This is a genomic window from Streptomyces sp. NPDC001514 (assembly GCF_053597075.1).
Window position 1 is genome coordinate 2,414 of record NZ_JBSFHO010000030.1, and the last position, 21,702, is coordinate 24,115.

Sequence of the window (21,702 nt, forward strand, 5' to 3'; positions counted from 1 at the left end):
ACACACCACCCCCCGTCCCCCCCCCCGCCCGCCTCCCCCCCGGGGGGGGCCCCCCCGGGGGGGGGGCCCCCCCGCACCGTCTCACCGACGCGCCGCGGACTACTTCGCGTCGTTCGCCGCCTTCACCAGCGCGTCCTGCGTGACCGCGCCGACGAAGACCTTGCCGTCGTCCGTCATCAGGGCGTTGACCAGGCGGGTCTTGAAGACCGTGCCCGTACCGAAGTCGCCCTTCACCTGGTCGCCCAGGGCGTCCAGGAACTTCTCGGCCTCCGGCGGGACATCTCCCTCGCCGGCCTTCGGCGCCTTGAAGCCCTCGCCGCCCGGGACGGTGAGCTCGGCGACGGACGTCCAGCCCTTGCCGATGACGTTCAGGCCGCTGAAGTCCTCCAGGCCCTCGAACTCCTCCAGCCCCTCGGGGGACTTGGGTGCGTCCTTCTCGCGGGTGTTCAGTTCGTCCGCCTCCGTGACCTTCGCGCCCTTCGGCGGCGTGAAGTCGAAGGTGGACGCGGCCGGCTTCGAGAAGTCGACCCTAGTGAAGCCCGCGTCGACGGCCGCCTTGCCGCCGTCGCTCGGCAGCAGCGTGAACTTCAGCGGTACGCCGTTCTCGGCGTCCACGGCGACCTTGATGGAGCCGATCGTCGAGCCGCTCTGCTTCGGCTTGATGACCAGCTGGTACGCGTCCCGGCCGGCGATACGGGCCGTGCCGTCGACCGTCACGGAGGTCGTCTCGTCCGCGGCCTTCAGCGCCTCTTCGGCGAGCTCCTTGGGCGTGGTCGGCAGCTCCTTCGGCGCTCCCTCGTCCCTGCCCTCGTCCCTGCCCTCGGCCTTTCCGTCGTGAGCGCTGTCGTCCTTGCCGTGGACGACCTCGTCCGAGGCGCTGTCGTACGTCCAGACGTCCTCCCCGTTGTGGGTGACGCTGTACTCCTCGCCGCCGGACCGGAACGACACCCGCTGCCGGTCCGGGCCGTCGGCCGCGACGTCCACCTGGTGCGTGCCCGAGGCCAGCTCCATCAGCTTGGCGTCGGGCGACGCGGAGGCGCCGGACGTTCCCTTGCCGGCCTCCGGTACGAAGCTGCTCGCCAGGCCGCCCAGGTCCGGCAGGCCCAGGTCCGTGCTGATCTTCACCGTGCCGGAGAGCTGCTGCGTATCCGATGCGGCGATCTTCTCGATGAGTTCCTGTGCCGTGATCTTCGGCAGATCGGGGTCGCCTGACGCGGCGAGCGCCGGGACGAGCCCGATGGTCGCCGCGGCAACGCCGGCCACCGCGGCCGGGACGACGTACCGCGCCGCCCTCCGGCGGGCCGGGCCGACCTCCCCCGGCTCTTCGGTGATCGGTGCGTTCTCGTTCGGTGCCATGGTGTGCCCTACCTCCGTGATAGCGGCGTCGTCCGTCCACACCATCTGACCAAATCGCACTGCCGGAAGCGTCAGCCCGCGGAATCAACTCCGTGTACTGCTGCGGTATGACGCGGAGGCGTCCCGTCTCCCCCGACCCGTAGGGGGTCGCCGGTGATCAGCGCCGGCCGACCACGTCCGAGGACGTGAACCGCCACCTGCGAGGAGGCGGGGCCGCGGGCTCAGCCGGCGCGGTGCACCACCGCGTCGCACAGCTCCTCCAGGGCGGCCTTGGCACTGCAGCCGGGCAGCGGCGCCAGCAACGCCCGCGCCTCCTCCGCGTACCGCACGGTGTCGCGCCGCGCCTGCTCCAGGGCAGGGTGCACCCGCAGCCTGGCCAGCGCCTCCGCGTGCCGTGCGTCGTCCGTGAGGTCGCCCGCCAGCAGTTCGACCAGCTCCAGGTCCTCGGCCCGGCCGTGCGCGGCGGCCTGCTCCCGCAGCCTCAGCACCGGCAGCGTGGGGATGCCCTCACGCAGATCGGTGCCCGGGGTCTTGCCGGACTCGTGCGAGTCGGAGGCGATGTCGAGTACGTCGTCGGCGAGCTGGAAGGCGACGCCGAGCCGCTCCCCGTACTGGGTGAGGATGTCGGTGATGCCCTCGTCGGCGCCGGACGTCATCGCGCCGAAGCGCCCCGAGACGGCGATCAGCGAACCCGTCTTGCCGCCGATGACATCGAGATAGTGCTCGACCGGGTCACGGCCGTCGCGAGGGCCCGCGGTCTCCAGGATCTGGCCAGTGACCAGCCGCTCGAACGCCTCGGCCTGGATCCGTACGGCCTCGGGGCCCAGGTCGGCCAGGATGTGCGAGGCGCGGGCGAAGAGGAAGTCGCCGGTCAGGACCGCCAGCGAGTTGCCCCAGCGGGCGTTGGCGCTCGCCACGCCGCGGCGCACCTCGGCCTCGTCCATCACGTCGTCGTGGTACAGCGTCGCGAGGTGCGTCAGCTCGACGACGACGGCCGAGGGCACGACACCCGGCGCGTACGGATCACCGAACTGCGCCGCCAGCATCACCAGCAGCGGCCGGAAACGCTTCCCGCCCGCGCGGACGAGGTGCTGCGCGGCCTCCGTGATGAAGGGCACCTCGCTCTTGGTGGCATCGAGCAGTCCCGCCTCGACAGCCGCCAATCCGGTCTGGACATCGGCCTCAAGAGCCTGGTCCCGCACGCTCAGCCCGAAAGGCCCGACGACGGTCACGAGAGGTACTCCTGTCTGCTGACGATCACACGGATTGTCGATGTGTCGCTGTCATCACTCAAGTCAGCGTATCCGGTCCCCTTTCGATCACCGGCGGCGCCTTCCCGCCACCCCCGGTATGTTCGTGATCAACTCATACGACCGGAAGCATCACCATTGTCCGGAACACCATTGTCCGGAACCGCGAACGAACTCGACGAGAACGGCGAGCAGCGTCCGCCCGAAGACGGCCACGCCTTCCGCGCGGACCGGGTCACCCGCTCGGGCGCAGGCGCGCCGCCTCGTCCTCCCCTGAGGTTCCCCATGCGCATCCGCACGTCCTTCCCGTACGAGACCCGCCACGAGGACATCCGCATCCCGGTGGCCGCCGGCACCTCCTGGGCCGAAGGCTCCGGGGGAGGCACACACCTGTACGCGCGGGTCTGGCGGCCGTTGACCGATGAGCCCGTACCGGTGCTCCTCGAATACGTCCCGGACCGGCTGACCGACCGGACCGCGCCGCGCGACTGGCAGCGCCACCCCTGGTACGCGGGCCACGGTTACGCCTCCGTACGGGTGGACGTGCGCGGCCACGGGAACAGCGAGGGCGTGCCGGGCGACGCGTACTCCGCGGCCGAGCTCGCCGACGGGGTGGCCGTCGTGGAGTGGCTCGCCGGGCAGCCCTGGTGCAGCGGGCGCGTCGGGATGTTCGGGATCGCCTGGGGCGGGACCTTCGCGCTCCGGATCGCGGCGCTCGCGCCCGAGCCGCTGCGGGCGGTCGTCGCGGTCTGCTCGACCGACGACCGCTACGACAACGAGGGGCACTACCTCGGCGGATCGGTCCTGGCCGAACAGATGCACGCCCGGTCGGCGGCCATGCTGGCCTTCGCCGCCCGGCCGCCGGACCCGCTGTTCGCGGGCGACGAGTGGCGCGAGAGGTGGCTGAACCGGCTCGACGCGCTGGAACCCCTCGTCCACACCTGGCTGGAGCACCAGACGCGCGACGCGTACTGGCAGGACGGCAGCGTGCGCGAGGACCACGGGGCGATCCGGGCGGCGGTGCTGGCGGTCGGCGGATGGCACGATCCGCACCGCGACACCGTGCTGCGCCTGGTCGAGCACCTCGACCCGGCGCGGGTGCGGGGGCTGATCGGGCCGTGGTCGCACCAGTACCCGGACCGGGGGCTCGCCCCGGGCCCGGCGATCGGCTTCCTCCAGGAGACGCTGCGCTGGTGGGACCACTGGCTCCGGGATGCGACCGAATCCGACAGCGCCTCCGGCGCGGGCGGCGTGATGTCCGAGCCGCTGCTGCGCTCCTGGATCGGCGAGTCGCACCCGCCCGCGACGACGTACGGCGAACTGCCGGGCCGCTGGGTCGGTGACGACGCCTGGCCGTCGCCGCGCATCACCCCCGTGGTGCACCCCTTCCAGGGTCCGCCGCTCCTCGTCGACTCCCCCCAGCACACGGGGCTCGACGCGGGCCGCTATCTGCCCTCCGGCGGCGACGCCGACCTGCCGCCCGACCAGCGCGACGAGGACGCGAGGTCGGCGAGCTTCGAGTTCGCGGTCCCCGACCGGGTGGAGATCCTCGGGCGCCCCAGGGTGACGCTGCGCCTCCGGATGGACGTCCCCTTCGGCCAGGCCGTCGCCCGTCTCTGCGACGTGGCGCCCGACGGCTCCTCCACACTCATCACCCGCGGCGCGCTCGACCTCTCGGCCCGGCACGGCCGCGACCGGGCCGACGCCTGGCCGCCCGGCGCCACCGAGGACGTCACCTTCGAGCTGAGCGGCATCGGCCACGCCTTCCCGCCCGGCCACCGGATCCGGCTGTCGGTCTCCTCCGCGTACTGGCCGTGGATCTGGCCCCGGGCCGGCACGGCGGGCTTCACGCTCGCCCCCGAGGGCTCCGCCCTGGAGCTGCCCGTCCGCGCCCCCACGACCGACGCGATCGCCTTCGAGGAGCCCGAGCAGTCCGAACCGCTCGGCGTCGTCACCCCCGTGACCCTGGACGAGCCCCGCCCCCAGCGGCTGGTCGTCCGTGATGTCGCCAAGGGCGAATGGCGCCTCGAGACCACGGCCGGCTTCGGCGGCACCCGCGTCCATCCCGACGGCCTCGAATTCACCGAGGACGCACTGGAGACGTACACGATCCGGGAACGGGACCCGCTGTCCGCCAACAGCCGCTCCGAGTGGAGGATCCGGCTGCACCGGCCCGAGCTGGCCTGGGACGTCCGCGTCGAGACGCGCTCCGAAGTCGCCTGCGACGCGGCGCACTTCCTCACGGCCGATGAGGTGGTGTGCCGGGACGGCGACGAGGTCGTCTTCCACCGCACGTGGGAGAAGCGGATCCCGCGTACGGCTGGATAGGCCCGCGCCCTGCGGCGCCCACGGTGGGCCGGGCGACGGGAAATTCCGGACCCCGTGCGCAGCCCCGTCGGTGTTCGAGGCGCGGGATCCGGAGAGCGCCCCGGCGGGGTCCAGGCGGAGCCCCGGTCACTGACGCCACGCGCACCGCCCACGTAACGTGTCCCCCACACACGTGGAAAGCGAGGCAAGCACCGATGCCCGAGCAGAGCCCGCTCGATCTGGCCGAGGGGGACCCCTTCGGCCCGCACAACCTCCCCTACGGCGTCTTCACCACCGCGGACGAGCCCGACCGGCGGCGGCTCGGGGTCAGGATCGGTGACCATGTGCTCGACGCGGGAGCGGCGGCGTACACCCTCGGCTCCCCGTACGCCGCGCTGCTCGCGCAGCCGAGTCTGGGCCCGCTGCTCGCTGCGGGCCGCACGGCCTGGCGTGACGTACGGCGCGCGCTCACCGCGTGGGTGACGGTGCCCGCGCACCGGCAGGACATCGAGCCGCTGCTGCACCACCTGTCGGCGGTGACGCTGCACCTGCCGTACGAGGTCGCCGACTACGTCGACTTCTACTCGAGCGAGCACCACGCCACCAACGTCGGACACATCTTCCGCCCCGACGGCGAACCGCTCACCCCCAACTGGAAGCACATCCCGATCGGATACCACGGCCGCTCCGGCACGGTCGTCGTCTCCGGCACGGACGTGATCCGGCCCGCAGGCCAGCGCAAGGCGCCCGCCGACCCGGCACCCGTCTTCGGCCCGTCCGTCAAGCTGGACATCGAGGCGGAGGTCGGCTTCGTCGTCGGCACCCCCTCCGAGCTCGGCCGGCCCGTCCCCGTGTCCGCCTTCCGCGACCATGTGTTCGGGCTGCAGCTCCTCAACGACTGGTCCGCGCGGGACATCCAGGCCTGGGAGTACGTTCCCCTCGGCCCGTTCCTCGGCAAGTCCTTCGCCACCTCCGTCTCCGCCTGGGTCACCCCGCTGGAGGCCCTCGACGCCGCCCGCGTCGCACCGCCCGCGCGCGACGTGCCCGTACTCCCCTATCTGGACGACTCCGGCGAGGAGGAGCCCGGCGGCTTCGACCTCCGTATCTCCGTCACCATCAACGGACAGATCGTCAGCGAGCCGCCGTTCGCCACGATGTACTGGACGGCCGCCCAGCAGCTGACGCACATGACCGTCAACGGCGCCTCGCTGCGCACCGGCGACCTGTACGGCTCCGGCACGGTCAGCGGCCCCGAGGTCCACCAGCGCGGCTCCCTCCTGGAGCTCACCTGGAACGGGCGGGACCCGCTGGAGCTGCCGTACGGGAAGCGGACGTTCCTGGAGGACGGCGACGAGGTCACGATGACCGCGTGGGCGCCGGGTCCCGACGGCGTACGGGTCGGCCTCGGTGAGGTCACCGGCCGGATCGCACCCGCCGCCGACTAGTGGCAGATCTTTCATCGACAACCGCATAACCGCAGCTCGAAGGCGCACCTTCGGCCTCGCACAGTGGCGCAACACTGCCGCAACACCATCGGCGGGCATGCGTCGGTATCGTCCGACGCCTGCCCGCCGAGCGCATCCGAGACCACGCCGGACAGGGAGCGACCACCGTCGCCGCCCGGCGTCGCCGACTGCGTGCCGACCGGGCCCGGCAGCTCGCCGATCTGCTCCGCCCCAGATCATCACTGGCGGCTTCCCCAGCGGCACTTTGCCCCACGAGGGCACCATCGGCCGCGACTACGGCGCCGGCCGCAACACCGTGCGCCAGGCCCTCGACCTGCTCCGCACCGAGCAACTCGCCCCGGAGGGCACGGGTCCGGCGCCGGCCACGCGCCGGCCGACCCGGATCCGGCGGTGCGGGCGGCCGCGGCGGACTCACTGCGCGAACTCGTCGAGACGCTGCCCGCGGAGCCGGCCCTGCGGGAGCCGGACGACGACGTACGGGCCTACGCGGCCCGGAGCGTCACCAGTGCTCGGCCAGCCTGAGCACCAGGACCAGCACTCCTGACACCAGCGCGAACAGGACCCAGGCCGCGGCCCACGGCCGACGCCCGTGCCGCAGATGGCCGACCGCCCCGGTGATCTCGACGGCGGCGCCGATCAGCCCCAGTACGCCGATGACCGCCGCGGTCCAGTAGGCCCAGGCGTGCTCGCCGAGGAACCTCAGCAGCAGGAGGGCCGGCAGCAGCAGCACCGCCGGCCAGGTGTCGGCGGTGCTCGGACTCCGGTGCTGTGCTGCCTGCGCTGCTGGAGCGTCCATGTTGTCCCCCGTATCCACGATGAAGGTCCGGCGCCCTGGAGGACGCCGGACCTTGATCGCGGGTTGCCCGGGGCGGGGCCACCCGGCTGTCCACGGTGTCGCCGCCGGGCTGTAGGTTGCGGTCTCACCCTCTGTACAAGGAGCGCCACGCGCATGTCCATACCGCCGCAACCGCCGACGTCCCCGGAGCCGTACCCGCAGCCGGGCCCGTACGGACAGCAGGGACCGTACGGACAGCCGGGGCAGCCCGGGCCGTACGGCGGCCCGCAGGGCTGGTACGCAGCGCCGCCGCAGAAGACCAACACGCTGGCCGTCGTGGCGTTCGTCATGTCGATCGTCTGCGCGCTGCCACTGGTCCCGCTGATCCTCGGCATCATCGCCCTCTCCCAGATCCGCAACCGCGGCGAGAAGGGCAAGGGCTTTGCCATCGCCGCCATCGCCATCCACAGCGCGACCATCGCGTTCTACGCGCTCGTGCTGATCCTCGGACTCTCCGGAGCGCTCGACGACGGCCCCGAGCCGAAGCGCGACACCAGTGGCCAGGTCACCAGCCCGGGCTCCAGCGACGTGCAGGACATCCGCGAGGGAGACTGCTTCAACACGGACGACGATCTGGCGGAGTACGGGGACAAGGACGGCGGCCAGGCCTCCTTCTCGGTGCGCATCGTGCCCTGCGACCAGTCTCACGAGGGGGAGGCATACGCCGTCTTCGACCTGGAGGACGGGCCGTACCCGGGTACGGAGAAGGTCATCTCGATCGCCGAGGAGAAGTGCGCCGGCACGCCGCTCACCGACTACGTGGGCGACGCCGCGAAGCTCCCGGAGACGCTCGAGGTGTACTACTACCACCCGCAGTCCGCCGGCTGGACCCTCGGCGACCGCGAGGTCACCTGCTTCCTGGGCGACACCAGCGGCTCGAGCACCGGCTCGGTCCGCGCCGCCGGTTCCTGAGCCGCCGGTTCCTGAGCCGCCGGTTCCTGAGCCGCCGGTCCGGAGCCGGGGCCGGGCCGTAGGACACGGACCGAGAGGCCGGCACGGGATTCGCCCGTGCGGTTACCCGGACTCCAGGGCCTGTCGTCGGTCAGGTCTCGTCGTCCGCCGTCCGCTCGCCCTCGGCCTGGGAGGGAGTCGTCCGGTCGACGTCGGGGTGCTGCTCCTCGGTCGATTCGGGGTCCTCGCCCTCGGCCTGCGAGGGAGTGGTGTACTCGGGGTACTGGTACTGGTCGATCATGACGATCCTCCTTGACCCGCCAGCTCCTCCCCGTGATCGAGCGTAGTCCTCTTCGGGCGGCCCGGCCCGCGCTCTCGGGCAGGCAGAAGGCCCGGTGTCTCCCCCGAGGAGACGCCGGGCCTTCGGCATGATCGTGTCCGCGGGCTACCGGACGAACACGCTCGCCTGCCCCGCCAGATCCAGGAAGTACTGCGGCGCCACACCCAGCACCAGCGTGACCGCGACACCCACCACGATCGTCGTCGATGTGAACAGCGACGGCACGGCGACCGTCGGGCCCTCGGGCGAGGGCTCGCTGAAGAACATCAGCACGATGACCCGGATGTAGAAGAACGCGGCGATCGCGGACGAGATCACACCGATCACGACCAGCGCGCCCGCGCCGCCCTCCGCCGCCGCCTTGAAGACCGCGAACTTCCCGGAGAAGCCCGACGTCAGCGGGATACCCGCGAAGGCCAGCAGGAACACGGCGAAGACCGCGGCCACGAGCGGCGAACGCCGCCCGAGACCCGCCCACTTGGACAGGTGCGTGGCCTCTCCGCCCGCGTCCCGTACGAGCGTGACGACGGCGAACGCCCCGATCGTCACGAACGAGTACGCGAGGAGGTAGAAGAGCACGGACGAGACACCGTCCGGCGTGAACGCGATGACACCGGCCAGGATGAACCCGGCGTGCGCGATCGACGAGTACGCCAGCAGCCGCTTGATGTCTGTCTGGGTGATCGCGATGATCGCGCCGCCCAGCATGGTGACGATCGCGACCGCCCACATGACCGGCCGCCAGTCCCAGCTCAGCCCCGGCAGCACCACGTACAGCAGCCGGAGCAGCGCGCCGAACGCCGCGACCTTCGTGGCCGCCGCCATGAAGCCGGTGACCGGGGTCGGCGCGCCCTGGTAGACGTCGGGCGTCCACATGTGGAACGGCACCGCGCCGACCTTGAAGAGCAACCCCATCAGGATCATCGCGCCGCCGATGAGCAGCAGTGCGTCGTTGCCCATCGTGGAGGCGAGCGCGGGGTCGATGGTCTGGACGGTGCCGTCGACGACATCGGCGATCCGCGCGTACGAGACGGAGCCCGCATACCCGTACAGCAGCGCGATACCGAAGAGCAGGAACGCCGACGAGAACGCGCCGAGCAGGAAGTACTTCACCGCGGCCTCCTGCGACATGAGCCGCTTGCGGCGGGCCAGGGCGCAGAGGAGGTACAGCGGCAGGGAGAAGACCTCGAGCGCGACGAAAAGCGTCAGCAGGTCGTTCGCCGCGGGGAAGACGAGCATCCCGGAGATGGCGAAGAGGGCCAGCGGGAACACCTCGGTGGTGGTGAACCCGGCCTTGACCGCGGCCTTTTCGCTGTCGCTGCCCGGTACGGACGCGGCCTGCGCGGCGAACGAGTCGACGCGCTTCCCGTGCGCCTCCGGGTCGAGCCGCCGCTCGGCGAAGGTGAAGATCGCGACCAGCGATGCCAGCAGGATGGTGCCCTGCAGGAACAGCGCGGGCCCGTCCACAGCGACGGCGCCCATCGCCGCGATGTGCGCCTTGGTGGAGCCGTATCCGCCGGCGGCGAGTCCGACCACCGCGCCGAACGCGGCGGCCAGCGCGACGACGGAGAGGAACACCTGCGCGTAGTAGCGGCCCTTGCGCGGGACGAGGGCCTCGACCAGCACACCGACGACCGCCGCGCCGACCACGATGAGCGTGGGGGCGAGCTGTGCGTACTCGATGTGCGGGGCCGGGATCTTGTCCAGCGGCTCGGCTGCCGTTGTCCACAGGCTGTGGACAGCTGTCGTGCTCACTTGGCCGCCTCCACATCGGGCCGGGGGTCCTGCTTCTGGACGTCGGACATGGTGTGCTCCACGGCCGGGTTGACGATCTCCGTCAACGGCTTCGGGTAGACGCCGAGGAAGATCAGCAACGCGATCAGCGGGGTGACCACCAACAGCTCACGCAGTCGCAGATCCGGCAGGGTCCGCACCTCCTCCTTCACCGGGCCGGTCATCGTCCGCTGGTAGAGGACCAGGGTGTAGAGCGCGGCGAGCACGATGCCGAAGGTCGCGATGATGCCGACCACCGGATAGCGGGTGAACGTGCCGACCAGAACCAGGAACTCACTCACGAAAGGCGCGAGCCCCGGCAGCGACAGGGTCGCCAGACCGCCGATGAGGAAGGTGCCGGCGAGGACCGGGGCGACCTTCTGCACCCCGCCGTAGTCGGCGATGAGCCGCGAGCCGCGCCGCGAGATCAGGAAGCCTGCGACCAGCATCAGCGCGGCCGTCGAGATCCCGTGGTTGACCATGTACAGGGTCGCGCCGGACTGGCCCTGGCTGGTCATCGCGAAGATGCCCATGATGATGAAGCCGAAGTGCGAGATCGACGCGTACGCGACCAGGCGCTTGATGTCCCGCTGGCCCACCGCGAGCAGGGCGCCGTACACGATGCTGATCAGCGCCAGCACCAGGATCGCCGGCGTCGCCCACTCCGAGGCCTCCGGGAACAGCCCGAGGCAGAAGCGGAGCATCGCGAAGGTGCCGACCTTGTCGACCACGGCCGTGATCAGCACGGCGACCGGAGCGGTCGCCTCACCCATCGCGTTGGGCAGCCAGGTGTGCAGCGGCCACAGCGGCGCCTTCACCGCGAAGGCGAAGAAGAAGCCGAGGAACAGCAGCCGCTCGGTGTTGGTCGCCATGTCGAGCTGCCCGTTGGCCCGGGCCTCGGCGATCTCGGTGAGGGAGAAGTTGCCGGCGACGACATAGAGCCCGATGACCGCGGCCAGCATGATCAGTCCGCCGGCCAGGTTGTAGAGCAGGAACTTCACCGCGGCGTACGAGCGCTGGGCCGCCGCGTTCTCCTCGCTGCCCGCATGAGCACGGTCCCCGAAGCCGCCGATGAGGAAGTACATCGGGATGAGCATGGCTTCGAAGAGGATGTAGAAGAGGAAGACGTCGGTGGCCTCGAAGGAGAGGATCACCATCGCCTCGACGGACAGGATCAGGGCGAAGAAGCCCTGCGTCGGCCGCCAGCGCTTCGACTGCCCCGCGACGGAGTCGCCGTCGGACACTTCCAGGGGGTCGGCGTCGTGCCAGCCGGCCAGGATCACGAACGGGATCAGCACCGCGGTCAGCGCGATCAGCGCCACCGCGATCCCGTCCACGCCCAGCTCGTACCGGACACCGAAGTCCTTGATCCAGGCGTGGGATTCGGTGAGTTGATAGCGGGCGCCGGCCGGGTCGAACCGGGCGCCCACGATCGCCGCCAGCACGAGCGTGCCGAGCGAGACGAGCAGCGCCAGCCATTTGGCGGCCGCGCGCCGGCCGGCCGGGACGGCGGCCGTGGCGATCGCACCGATCGCCGGGAGCGCCGCCGTCGCGGTCAGGAGGGGGAACGACATGTGGTTACACCGCCCTCATCAGCAGGGTCGCGGCGATCAGCACCGCCGCACCTCCGAACATCGAGACCGCGTAGGAGCGGGCGTAGCCGTTCTGCACCTTGCGGAGCCGGCCGGACAGTCCGCCGAAGGACGCCGCCGTGCCGTTGACGACTCCGTCGACCAGGGTGTGGTCCACGTACACGAGCGAGCGGGTGAGGTGCTCGCCGCCGCGGACCAGGACGATGTGGTTGAAGTCGTCCTGGAGGAGGTCGCGGCGGGCGGCCCGGGTGAGGAGCGAGCCGCGCGGGGCGACCACCGGGACCGGGCGGCGTCCGTACTGCGCGTAGGCGAGCGCGACGCCGATGACCATCACGGCGACCGTGGAGGCCGTCACCGCGCCCGCGCTGATCGGCGGGTGGCCGTGCTCGAAGCTGGTGACCGGCTCGAGCCACTTCACGAACGCCTCGTTGAACGAGAACAGTCCGCCCGCGAAGACCGACCCGAAGGCGAGCACGATCATCGGCAGGGTCATGGTCCTCGGCGACTCGTGCGGATGCGGCATCTCGCCCGGGTGCACCTCGATGCCGGGCTCGACACTGGGCGTCTTGTCCGGGTCGGGGGCGGGCTGCCAGCGCTTCTCGCCGAAGAACGTCAGGATCATTACGCGCGTCATGTAGTACGCGGTGATCGCGGCGCCCAGCAGGGCGGCGCCGCCGAGGATCCAGCCCTCCGTGCCGCCCTTGGCGAAGGCCGCCTCGATGATCTTGTCCTTGGAGAAGAACCCGGACAGGCCCGGGAAGCCGATGATCGCGAGGTAGCCGAGGCCGAAGGTGACGAAGGTGATCGGCATGTACCTCCGAAGGCCGCCGTACCTCCTCATGTCCACCTCGTCGTTCATGCCGTGCATGACCGAACCGGCGCCGAGGAAGAGCCCGGCCTTGAAGAAGCCGTGCGTCACCAGGTGCATGATCGCGAAGGCGTATCCGATGGGGCCGAGGCCGGCGGCCAGGATCATGTAGCCGATCTGCGACATCGTCGAACCGGCCAGTGCCTTCTTGATGTCGTCCTTCGCGCAACCGACGATCGCACCGAAGAGGAGCGTGACCGCACCGACGACGGTGACGACGAGCTGTGCATCGGGCGCGCCATTGAAGATGACGCCGGAGCGGACGATCAGATACACACCGGCGGTCACCATCGTCGCCGCGTGGATCAGGGCCGAGACCGGAGTCGGGCCCTCCATCGCGTCCCCGAGCCAGGACTGCAGCGGCACCTGGGCGGACTTGCCGCAGGCGGCGAGCAGGAGCAGCAGCCCGATGGCCGTCAGCGTGCCCTCCGAAACCTCATCGACGGCCCCGAATACCGGGCCGAAGGTGAAGGTCCCGAAAGTCGTGAACATCACCATGATCGCGATCGACAGGCCCATGTCGCCGACCCGGTTGACCAGGAAGGCCTTCTTCGCCGCGGTCGCGGCGCTGGGCTTGTGCTGCCAGAAGCCGATGAGCAGGTACGAGGCGAGGCCGACGCCCTCCCACCCGACGTACAGCAGCAGGTAGTTGTCGGCGAGGACCAGCAGGAGCATCGCCGCGAGGAACAGGTTGAGGTAGCCGAAGAAGCGGCGGCGGCGCTCGTCGTGCTCCATGTACCCGACCGAGTACAGATGGATGAGCGAGCCGACACCGGTGATGAGCAGGACGAAGGTCATCGACAGCTGGTCGAGCTGGAAGGCGACATCCGCCTGGAAGCCCTCGACCGGGATCCAGCTGTACAGATACTGGGACATGGTCCGGTCCTCGCCAGGCCTGCCCAGCATGTCGGCGAAGAGCACGACACCGATGACGAAGGAGACGGCGGCGAGCAGCGTGCCGATCCAGTGGCCCGTACGGTCGAGCCGGCGCCCCCCGCACAGCAGCAGGGCGGCTCCGAGCAGGGGCGCCGCGATCAGCAGCGCAATCAGGTTCTCTGCGTTCATGTCGTTCTAGCGCCCCTTACAGCTTCATCAGGCTGGCGTCGTCGACCGAGGCCGAGTGGCGGGAACGGAACAGCAACACGATGATCGCGAGCCCGACCACGACCTCCGCGGCGGCGACGACCATCGTGAAGAACGCGATGATCTGGCCGTCGAGGTTGCCGTGCATCCGGGAGAAGGCCACGAACGAGAGGTTGCAGGCGTTGAGCATGAGCTCGACGCACATGAAGACCACGATCGCGTTCCGCCTGATCAGCACGCCCGCCGCGCCGATGGTGAACAACAGGGCGGCGAGATAGAGGTAGTTGACCGGGTTCACTGGCTGACCTCCTGTCCGTCCCTGTCGTGCTCCCCGTCCCGGTCCTTGTCGAGGCCCTTGTACCGGGTCTCGTCCTGGTCCCGGCCGAGTCGCGCCTCCGAGCGCTGCTCCAGCGCCTTGAGGTCGTTCAGCGCCTCGCTCGACACATCGCGGATCTGACCGCGTGCGCGCAGCGTCTTGCTGACGGTGAGCTCGGATGCCGTGCCGTCCGGGAGCAGACCCGCGATGTCCACCGCGTTGTGCCGGGCGTACACACCGGGCGCGGGCAGCGGCGGCAGGTGCTTGCCCTCGCGCACCCGCTGCTCGGAAAGCTCCCGCTGGGTCCTGGCGCGCTCGGTGCGCTCGCGGTGGGTGAGCACCATGGCGCCGACGGCCGCCGAGATGAGCAGCGCGCCGGTGATTTCGAAGGCGAAGACGTACTGGGTGAAGAGGAGGGCGGCGATGCCCTCGACATTGCCGCCCGCGTTGGCCTGGCCGAGGCCGATGAACGAGTCGGACGTCAGCGCGGCGTTGGAGATACCGGCGATCAGCAGGACGCCGAAGCCGAGTCCGCAGAGCGCGGCCCACCAGCGCTGGCCCTTGATCGTCTCCTTGAGGGAGTCCGCGGCCGTGACACCGACGAGCATGACCACGAAGAGGAACAGCATCATGATCGCGCCGGTGTAGACGACGATCTGGACGATGCCCAGGAAGTACGCCCCGTTGGCCAGATAGAAGACCGCCAGGACGATCATCGTCCCGGCGAGGCACAGCGCGCTGTGCACGGCCTTCTTCATCAGGACGGTGCCCAGCGCACCGATGACGGCGACGGTGCCCAGGATCCAGAACTGGACCGCCTCTCCGGTCGAGGCGGCCGCGGCGAGCGTGGCGCTCATGCGTCGACCTCCTCGTCCTCGGGCTTCTCGCCCTTGGAGGCGGCGACCTGGGGCTCCGTACCCGGCGCGGCCTCGGTGACCAGGCCTCGGTAGTAGTCCTGCTCGTCCATGCCGGGGTAGATCGCGTGCGGCGTGTCGACCATGCCCGGCTCGAGTCCCGCGAGCAGCTGCTCCTTGGTGTAGATCAGGTTCTCTCGGGAGCTGTCGGCGAGCTCGAACTCGTTGGTCATCGTGAGCGCGCGGGTCGGGCAGGCCTCGATGCACAGCCCACACAGAATGCAGCGGGCGTAGTTGATCTGGTAGACCCGCCCGTACCGCTCGCCCGGCGAGTAGCGCTCCTCGTCCGTGTTGTCCGCGCCCTCCACATAGATGGCGTCCGCGGGACAGGCCCAGGCGCACAGCTCGCAGCCGACGCACTTCTCCAGCCCGTCCGGGTGCCGGTTGAGCTGGTGCCGGCCGTGGAAGCGCGGCGCCGTCGTCTTCTGCTGCTCCGGGTACTGCTCGGTCAGCCGCTTCTTGAACATGGCCTTGAAGGTCACGCCGAAGCCGGCAACCGGGTTCTGGAACTTGCTCTCGGATTCCTCGGATCGCTCAGACACCGTCAGCCTCCTTTCCGTCACGAGGGCCGTCACTGTCAGTATTCATGCCACCACTGACAATCAACTCGCGGTCGCGGCGCGGCCGCCTGCGCGGCACGGGCGGCAACTCCTGCCCGGGCAGCGGCGGCACCGGGAATCCGCCCGCCATCGGGTCGAACTCCCTGGGCGCGGCCGCCTTCTCGGCTTCTTCGGCCTGTTCCTTCCTGCCGCGGAAGAGATCGGCGACGAAGGACAGCAGCAGTACGGCGAGGACCGCGCCGCCGACGTACAGCACGATCTGCGAGAAGTCCTGGCCCTCGTTGCGCAGCGCCCGCACGGTCGCGACGAGCATCAGCCAGACGACCGAGACCGGAATGAGCACCTTCCAGCCGAGCTTCATCAGCTGGTCGTAGCGGACGCGCGGGAGCGTGCCGCGCAGCCAGATGAACAAGAACAGCAGCAGCTGCACCTTGATGACGAACCAGAGCATCGGCCACCAGCCGTGGTTCGCGCCCTCCCAGAAGGTGCTGATCGGGTACGGGGCCCGCCAGCCGCCCAGGAAGAGAGTGACCGAGACCGCCGAGACGGTGACCATGTTGACGTACTCGGCGAGCATGAACAGCGCGAACTTGATCGACGAGTACTCGGTGTTGAAGCCGCCGACCAGGTCGCCCTCGGACTCCGGCATGTCGAACGGGGCCCGGTTCGTCTCGCCGACCATCGTCACGATGTAGATCAGGAACGAGACCGGCAGCAGCAGGATGTACCAGCGGTCCGCCTGCGCCTCGACGATCGTCGAGGTCGACATCGACCCGGAGTAGAGGAAGACCGAGGCGAAGGCGGCGCCCATGGCGATCTCGTACGAGATCATCTGCGCGCAGGAGCGCAGTCCGCCGAGCAGCGGGTACGTCGAGCCGGACGACCAGCCGGCCAGCACGATGCCGTAGATGCCGACCGAGGCGACCGCGAGGATGTAGAGCATCGCGATCGGCAGGTCGGTCAGCTGCATCGTGGTCCGCTGGCCGAAGATCGAGATCTCGTTGTCCGCGGGGCCGAAGGGGATCACGGCGATCGCCATGAAGGCCGGGATCGCGGCGACGATCGGCGCGAGGACGTAGACCACCTTGTCCGCGCGTTTGACGATCACGTCCTCCTTGAGCATCAGCTTGACGCCGTCCGCGAGGGACTGGAGGAGGCCCCAGGGGCCGTGCCGGTTGGGCCCGATGCGCAGCTGCATCCAGGCGACGACCTTGCGCTCCCACACGATGGAGAACAGCACGGTCAGCATCAGGAAGGCGAAGCAGAAGACCGCCTTGATGACGACGAGCCACCAGGGGTCCCGCCCGAACATCGAGAGGTCCTCGGCGGCGAGGAGTGCCGTGTTCATACGTGCACCTCCGGTACGGGGAGGGCCGTACGGCTCTCGGTGCACAGCACCGGAACCGGATGGCTGCGGGAGAACTCGGTCACGACTGCGCCTCCGGTGCGTCGAGCGCGGCGGCCTTCGGCGCCGCAGGGCCGATGCGGACCAGTTCGCCGGGGCGGACGCCCGTGTCGCTCAGCACACCGCCGCCCGTCGAGTTGAGCGGGAGCCAGACCACCCGGTCGGGCATCTCGGTCACCTGGAGCGGGAGGTGTACGGAACCGGCGGGTCCGGTGACGGCGAGGGCATCGCCGTCCTTGACTCCGGTCTCGGCCGCGGTGGCGGCGGAGAGGCGGGCGACCGCGGCGTGCCGGGTCCCGGCCAGCGCCTCGTCGCCCTCCTGGAGCAGCCCCTGGTCGAGCAGCATCCGGTGGCCGGCGAGGACCGCCTCGCCCTCGGCGGGGCGGGGCAGCGGCCGGGCGGACTCGGTGGGCTCGCTCGCCCTCGGCCCGCCCCACGCGCCGAGCCGGTCCATCTCGCGCCGTACGGACCGAAGGTCCGGCAGGGCGAGGTGTACGTCCAGGGCGTCGGCGAGCATGTGCAGCACCCGCGCGTCGGTCGGCGCGAGCGAACGGGTCATCTGGTCGGGCTTGAGCGCGGCCTCGAACATCCGGGCCCTGCCTTCCCAGTTGAGGAAGGTGCCGGACTTCTCGGCGACGGCCGCGACCGGGAAGACCACGTCGGCCCGCGCGGTGACCTCGGTCGGCCTCAGCTCCAGGGCCACCAGGAAGCCGACCGCGTCGAGCGCCTCGCGTGCGCGTGCGGGGTCGGGCAGATCGGCGACCTCGACGCCCGCGACGACCAGGGCACCCAGTTCGCCGGTGACCGCGGCCTCGACGATCTGGCCGGTGTCGCGGCCGTAGCGGTGCGGGAGTTCCCGCACGCCCCAGGCCGCCGCGGTCTCCTCGCGGGCCCGCGGGTCGGTGGCCGGGCGGCCGCCGGGCAGCAGCGACGGGATGGCGCCCGCCTCGACCGCGCCGCGCTCGCCGGCCCGGCGCGGGATCCACACCAGCTCGGCGCCGGTAGCGGTCGCCGCCCGTACCGCCGCCGTCAGGGCGCCCGGTACTGCGGCGAGCCGCTCGCCGACGACGATCACGGCCCCCGCGGCGCGCAGCGCCTCGGCGGCCGCGGCCGCGTCCCCGTCGAGCCCGGTGCCGGACGCCAACGCGTCCAGCCACTCGGTCTCGGTGCCGGGTGCCGCGGGGAGCAGCACGCCCCCGGACTTCGTCAGCCCGCGCGTCGCGTGCGTGGCGAGGGCGAAGGTCCGCTGCCCGTGCTTGCGGGAGGCCTTGCGCAGCCGCAGGAAGACGCCGGGGGCCTCCTCCTCGGACTCGAAGCCCGCGAGCAGCACGGCCGGAGCCTTCTCCAGCGAGGTGTACGTGACCCCGGAACGTCCCCCAGAGCCTCCGGCCTGGGAGGTGCCCCCAAGGTCCCGCCCGCGTCCCGCGACCGACGAGGCCAGGAAGTCGGCCTCCTCCGAGGAGTGCACGCGCGCCCGGAAGTCGACGTCGTTGGTGTCGAGGGCGACCCGGGCGAACTTGGCGTACGCGTAAGCGTCCTCGACCGTGAGCCGGCCGCCGGTCAGCACCGCTGCCCGGCCGCGCGCCGCCGCCAGCCCGGCGGCCGCGGCCTCCAGGGCCTCCGGCCAGCTCGCCGGCTCCAGCTCACCGCTGTCCCGGTTGCGGACGAACGGAGTGGTGAGCCGGTCGCGCTGCTGGGCGTAGCGGAAGGCGAACCGCCCCTTGTCGCAGATCCACTCCTCGTTGACCTCGGGGTCGTTGGCGGCGAGCCGCCGCATGACCTTGCCGCGCCGGTGGTCGGTGCGGGTCGCGCAGCCGCCCGCGCAGTGCTCGCAGACGGACGGCGACGAGACGAGGTCGAAGGGGCGGGCACGGAACCGGTACGCCGCCGAGGTCAGCGCGCCGACCGGGCAGATCTGGATGGTGTTCCCGGAGAAGTACGACTCGAAGGGGTCGCCCTCGCCCGTGCCGACCTGCTGGAGCGCGCCTCGCTCGAGCAGCTCGATCATCGGGTCGCCCGCGATCTGGTTCGAGAAGCGGGTGCAACGCGCGCACAGCACGCAGCGCTCGCGGTCGAGCAGCACCTGCGTGGAGATGTTGACCGGCTTCTCGTACGTCCGCTTCTTGCCCTCGAAGCGGGAGTCGGCCTGGCCGTGCGAGACGGCCTGGTTCTGCAGCGGGCACTCGCCGCCCTTGTCGCAGACCGGGCAGTCGAGGGGGTGGTTGATGAGCAGCAGCTCCATCACGCCCTTCTGCGCCTTCTCGGCGACGGGCGAGGTGAGCTGCGACCTGACGACCATGCCGTCGGTGCAGGTGATGGTGCAGGACGCCATCGGCTTGCGCTGGCCCTCGACCTCGACGATGCACTGCCGGCAGGCGCCGGCGGGGTCGAGGAGGGGGTGGTCGCAGAACCGGGGGATCTCGATGCCGAGCAGTTCGGCGGCGCGGATGACCAGGGTGCCCTTGGGCACGGAGATCTCGATGCCGTCGATGGTCAGGGTGACCAGGTCCTCGGGCGGGACCGCGGCCTCGCCGCCCCCGGAGGGAGCGCCGCTTGTCGTCACAGTCATGCGTTCACCTCCAGGTGCTTGTCCTTGTCCGCCCATGCGGTGGACGCGGCCGGGTCGAAGGGGCAGCCCTTGCCGCGGATGTGCTGCTCGTACTCGTCGCGGAAGTACTTGAGCGACGAGAAGATCGGCGAGGCGGCACCGTCACCGAGGGCGCAGAACGACTTGCCGTTGATGTTGTCGGCGATGTCGTTGAGCTTGTCGAGGTCGCTCATGGAGCCCGCCCCGCTTTCGATGGCACGGAGCAACTGGACGAGCCAGTAGGTGCCTTCGCGGCAGGGCGTGCACTTGCCGCAGGACTCGTGGGCGTAGAACTCGGTCCAGCGCGTGACGGCCCGTACGACACAGGTCGTCTCGTCGAAGCACTGCAGCGCCTTGGTGCCCAGCATCGATCCGGCGGCGCCCACGCCCTCGTAGTCCAGCGGGACATCGAGGTGCTCGTCGGTGAACATCGGGGTGGAGGAGCCGCCCGGGGTCCAGAACTTCAGCCGGTGGCCGGGGCGCATTCCGCCGCTGATGTCGAGCAGTTGGCGCAGGGTGATGCCGAGCGGGGCCTCGTACTGGCCGGGCTGGGCGACATGGCCGCTGAGCGAGTAGAGCGTGAAGCCCGGGGACTTCTCGCTGCCCATCGACCTGAACCAGTCCTTGCCCCGGTTCAGGATCGCGGGAACGGACGCGATGGACTCGACGTTGTTCACCACAGTGGGGCACGCGTACAGACCGGCGACCGCGGGGAAGGGGGGACGCAGCCGGGGCTGGCCGCGCCGGCCCTCCAGCGAGTCGAGCAGTGCGGTCTCCTCACCGCAGATGTACGCGCCCGCGCCGGCGTGCACGGTGACTTCGAGGTCGAGTCCGCTGCCGAGGATGTTCGTGCCGAGGTAGCCGGCCTCGTACGCCTCACGCACGGCCTCGTGCAGCCTGCGCAGTACGGGCACGACCTCGCCGCGCAGATAGATGAAGGCGTGGTTGGACCGGATCGCGTAGCAGGCGATCACGATGCCCTCGATGAGGGAGTGCGGGTTGGCGAAGAGGAGCGGGATGTCCTTGCAGGTCCCCGGCTCCGATTCGTCGGCGTTGACCACGAGGTAGTGCGGCTTGCCGTCGCCCTGGGGAATGAACTGCCATTTCATTCCGGTGGGGAAGCCGGCTCCGCCGCGGCCGCGCAGCCCGGAGTCCTTGACGTACGCGATGAGGTCGTCCGGGGCCATCGCGAGGGCCTTGCGCAGGCCCTGGTAGCCCTCGTGGCGCCGGTACGTCTCCAGCGTCCAGGACTCGGACTCGTCCCAGAAGGCGGACAGGACGGGAGCGAGCAGCTTCTCGGGGCTGGTCTCGCCGCCGGCCTCGGCCCCGTACTCGGTGGACACGGTCATCACTCCCCCTCCTCGGTTACGGGGCCCGCAGGGTGGTCCGGGTCGGATGCGGACGTCTGCTGCGGCGCGTCGTGCGAGCTGAGGTGGTCGGCGGGCGAGTCGCCCTGCGGGGCGGAGCCGCGCGGGTGGACGACACGGGGGTGAGGCGTCTCGCCCTTGGCGAGGCGGAGCCCGATCAGGGAGGCCGGGCCCGCGCCGCCGGTCGCCTCGACGGCGCCGGGGCGCCGGTCGGGGAAGCCGGCCAGCATGCGCGCGGTCTCCTTGAAGGTGCACAGGGGGGCGCCGCGGGTGGGTTCGACGGTCTGTCCGGCCCGCAGGTCGTCGACGAGCTGCCGCGCGGACTCGGGGGTCTGGTTGTCGAAGAACTCCCAGTTGACCATCACGACGGGAGCGAAGTCGCAGGCCGCGTTGCACTCGATGTGCTCAAGGGTGATCCTGCCGTCGTCGGTGGTCTCTCCGTTGCCGACGCCGAGGTGTTCCTTCAGCTCCGAGAAGATGGCGTCGCCGCCCATCACCGCGCAGAGCGTGTTGGTGCAGACCCCCACCTGGTAGTCGCCGGAGGGCTTGCGCCGGTACATGGTGTAGAAGGTGGCGACGGCCGTGACCTCCGCCGTCGTCAGCTCCAGCATGTCCGCGCAGAACCGCATCCCGGTGCGGGTGACATAGCCCTCCTCCGACTGCACGAGGTGCAGCAGGGGCAGCAGTGCGGACCGGCTGTCCGGGTAGCGGCCGATGATCTCCTTGGCATCCGCCGCCAGCCGCTCGCGCACCTCCGCCGGATATTCGGGGGCGGGGAGCTGTGGCATCCCG

General features: G+C 70.7%; 17 protein-coding genes and 2 pseudogenes. 5 read left to right on the top strand and 14 right to left on the bottom strand.

Annotated elements, in window-relative coordinates; genetic code table 11:
* Positions 1–99: 99 nt before the first annotated feature.
* A complete protein-coding gene (locus ACWCXB_RS26785; protein WP_450726238.1) occupies positions 100–1,356 on the bottom strand; it encodes a LolA family protein in 1,257 nt (418 codons plus the stop codon).
* 221 nt (positions 1,357–1,577) lie between these two features.
* Positions 1,578–2,588, bottom strand: coding sequence for a polyprenyl synthetase family protein (locus tag ACWCXB_RS26790; RefSeq protein ID WP_450726239.1), 1,011 nt, complete (start codon positions 2,586–2,588; stop codon positions 1,578–1,580).
* Between the two features lie 303 nt (positions 2,589–2,891).
* Here ACWCXB_RS26790 and ACWCXB_RS26795 point away from each other — a divergent pair, with 303 nt between their 5' ends.
* From ACWCXB_RS26795 to ACWCXB_RS26810, 4 genes and pseudogenes are all read left to right on the top strand, one after another.
* Positions 2,892–4,934, top strand: a complete 2,043-nt coding sequence (locus tag ACWCXB_RS26795; protein WP_450726409.1) for a CocE/NonD family hydrolase — start codon at positions 2,892–2,894, stop codon at positions 4,932–4,934.
* A 194-nt stretch (positions 4,935–5,128) separates the two neighbouring features.
* Positions 5,129–6,358, top strand: coding sequence for a fumarylacetoacetase (gene fahA, locus ACWCXB_RS26800; RefSeq protein ID WP_450726241.1), 1,230 nt, complete (start codon positions 5,129–5,131; stop codon positions 6,356–6,358).
* A gap of 119 nt (positions 6,359–6,477) precedes the next feature.
* Positions 6,478–6,731, top strand: a pseudogene (locus ACWCXB_RS26805) (GntR family transcriptional regulator); the annotation flags it as partial.
* A gap of 26 nt (positions 6,732–6,757) precedes the next feature.
* Positions 6,758–6,901: pseudogene (locus ACWCXB_RS26810) on the top strand (hypothetical protein); the annotation flags it as partial.
* Here ACWCXB_RS26810 and ACWCXB_RS26815 read toward each other — a convergent pair.
* Complete coding sequence (locus tag ACWCXB_RS26815; RefSeq protein ID WP_450726243.1) at positions 6,879–7,175, bottom strand: hypothetical protein; 297 nt, start codon at positions 7,173–7,175, stop codon at positions 6,879–6,881. The pseudogene ACWCXB_RS26810 and the gene ACWCXB_RS26815 sit on opposite strands and share 23 nt — an antisense overlap.
* A 153-nt stretch (positions 7,176–7,328) precedes the next feature.
* Between ACWCXB_RS26815 and ACWCXB_RS26820 the strand changes: the two genes are divergently transcribed.
* Positions 7,329–8,126, top strand: a complete 798-nt coding sequence (locus ACWCXB_RS26820; protein ID WP_450726244.1) for a DUF4190 domain-containing protein — start codon at positions 7,329–7,331, stop codon at positions 8,124–8,126.
* Between the two features lie 130 nt (positions 8,127–8,256).
* On the opposite strand, the gene ACWCXB_RS26825 is transcribed toward ACWCXB_RS26820, so the two are convergent.
* The 11 genes from ACWCXB_RS26825 to nuoE all read right to left on the bottom strand — a co-directional run bounded on the left by ACWCXB_RS26825 (position 8,257) and on the right by nuoE (position 21,698).
* A complete protein-coding gene (locus ACWCXB_RS26825; RefSeq protein WP_450726245.1) occupies positions 8,257–8,406 on the bottom strand; it encodes a hypothetical protein in 150 nt (49 codons plus the stop codon).
* Between the two features lie 144 nt (positions 8,407–8,550).
* Positions 8,551–10,200, bottom strand: a complete 1,650-nt coding sequence (gene nuoN, locus ACWCXB_RS26830) for an NADH-quinone oxidoreductase subunit NuoN (RefSeq protein WP_450726246.1) — start codon at positions 10,198–10,200, stop codon at positions 8,551–8,553.
* The gene (locus ACWCXB_RS26835; protein WP_450726248.1) at positions 10,197–11,792 is read right to left on the bottom strand and encodes an NADH-quinone oxidoreductase subunit M; all 1,596 of its coding nucleotides are present in this window, start codon (positions 11,790–11,792) and stop codon (positions 10,197–10,199) included. The genes nuoN and ACWCXB_RS26835 overlap by 4 nt, the downstream gene beginning before the upstream one ends.
* A 4-nt stretch (positions 11,793–11,796) precedes the next feature.
* The gene (gene nuoL / locus ACWCXB_RS26840) at positions 11,797–13,743 is read right to left on the bottom strand and encodes an NADH-quinone oxidoreductase subunit L (RefSeq protein WP_450726250.1); all 1,947 of its coding nucleotides are present in this window, start codon (positions 13,741–13,743) and stop codon (positions 11,797–11,799) included.
* A 16-nt stretch (positions 13,744–13,759) separates the two neighbouring features.
* Positions 13,760–14,059, bottom strand: coding sequence for an NADH-quinone oxidoreductase subunit NuoK (gene nuoK / locus ACWCXB_RS26845; protein WP_450726251.1), 300 nt, complete (start codon positions 14,057–14,059; stop codon positions 13,760–13,762).
* Positions 14,056–14,934 carry an NADH-quinone oxidoreductase subunit J gene (locus ACWCXB_RS26850; RefSeq protein WP_450726253.1) on the bottom strand — a complete coding sequence of 293 codons (879 nt, stop codon included), beginning with the start codon at positions 14,932–14,934 and terminating at the stop codon, positions 14,056–14,058. Before ACWCXB_RS26850 ends, nuoK begins: the two co-directional genes overlap by 4 nt.
* A complete protein-coding gene (nuoI, locus tag ACWCXB_RS26855; protein WP_450726254.1) occupies positions 14,931–15,533 on the bottom strand; it encodes an NADH-quinone oxidoreductase subunit NuoI in 603 nt (200 codons plus the stop codon). Before nuoI ends, ACWCXB_RS26850 begins: the two co-directional genes overlap by 4 nt.
* Positions 15,526–16,899: an NADH-quinone oxidoreductase subunit NuoH gene (gene nuoH, locus ACWCXB_RS26860; protein WP_450726256.1), complete on the bottom strand. Its 1,374-nt coding sequence runs from the start codon at positions 16,897–16,899 to the stop codon at positions 15,526–15,528. The genes nuoI and nuoH overlap by 8 nt, the downstream gene beginning before the upstream one ends.
* 79 nt (positions 16,900–16,978) lie before the next feature.
* Positions 16,979–19,525 (bottom strand): NADH-quinone oxidoreductase subunit G, encoded by a 2,547-nt coding sequence (locus ACWCXB_RS26865; RefSeq protein WP_450726258.1) that lies wholly within the window; start codon positions 19,523–19,525, stop codon positions 16,979–16,981.
* The gene (gene nuoF / locus ACWCXB_RS26870) at positions 19,522–20,892 is read right to left on the bottom strand and encodes an NADH-quinone oxidoreductase subunit NuoF (RefSeq protein WP_450726259.1); all 1,371 of its coding nucleotides are present in this window, start codon (positions 20,890–20,892) and stop codon (positions 19,522–19,524) included. Before nuoF ends, ACWCXB_RS26865 begins: the two co-directional genes overlap by 4 nt.
* A complete protein-coding gene (gene nuoE / locus ACWCXB_RS26875; RefSeq protein WP_450726410.1) occupies positions 20,892–21,698 on the bottom strand; it encodes an NADH-quinone oxidoreductase subunit NuoE in 807 nt (268 codons plus the stop codon). Before nuoE ends, nuoF begins: the two co-directional genes overlap by 1 nt.
* Between the last annotated feature and the right edge of the window lie 4 nt (positions 21,699–21,702).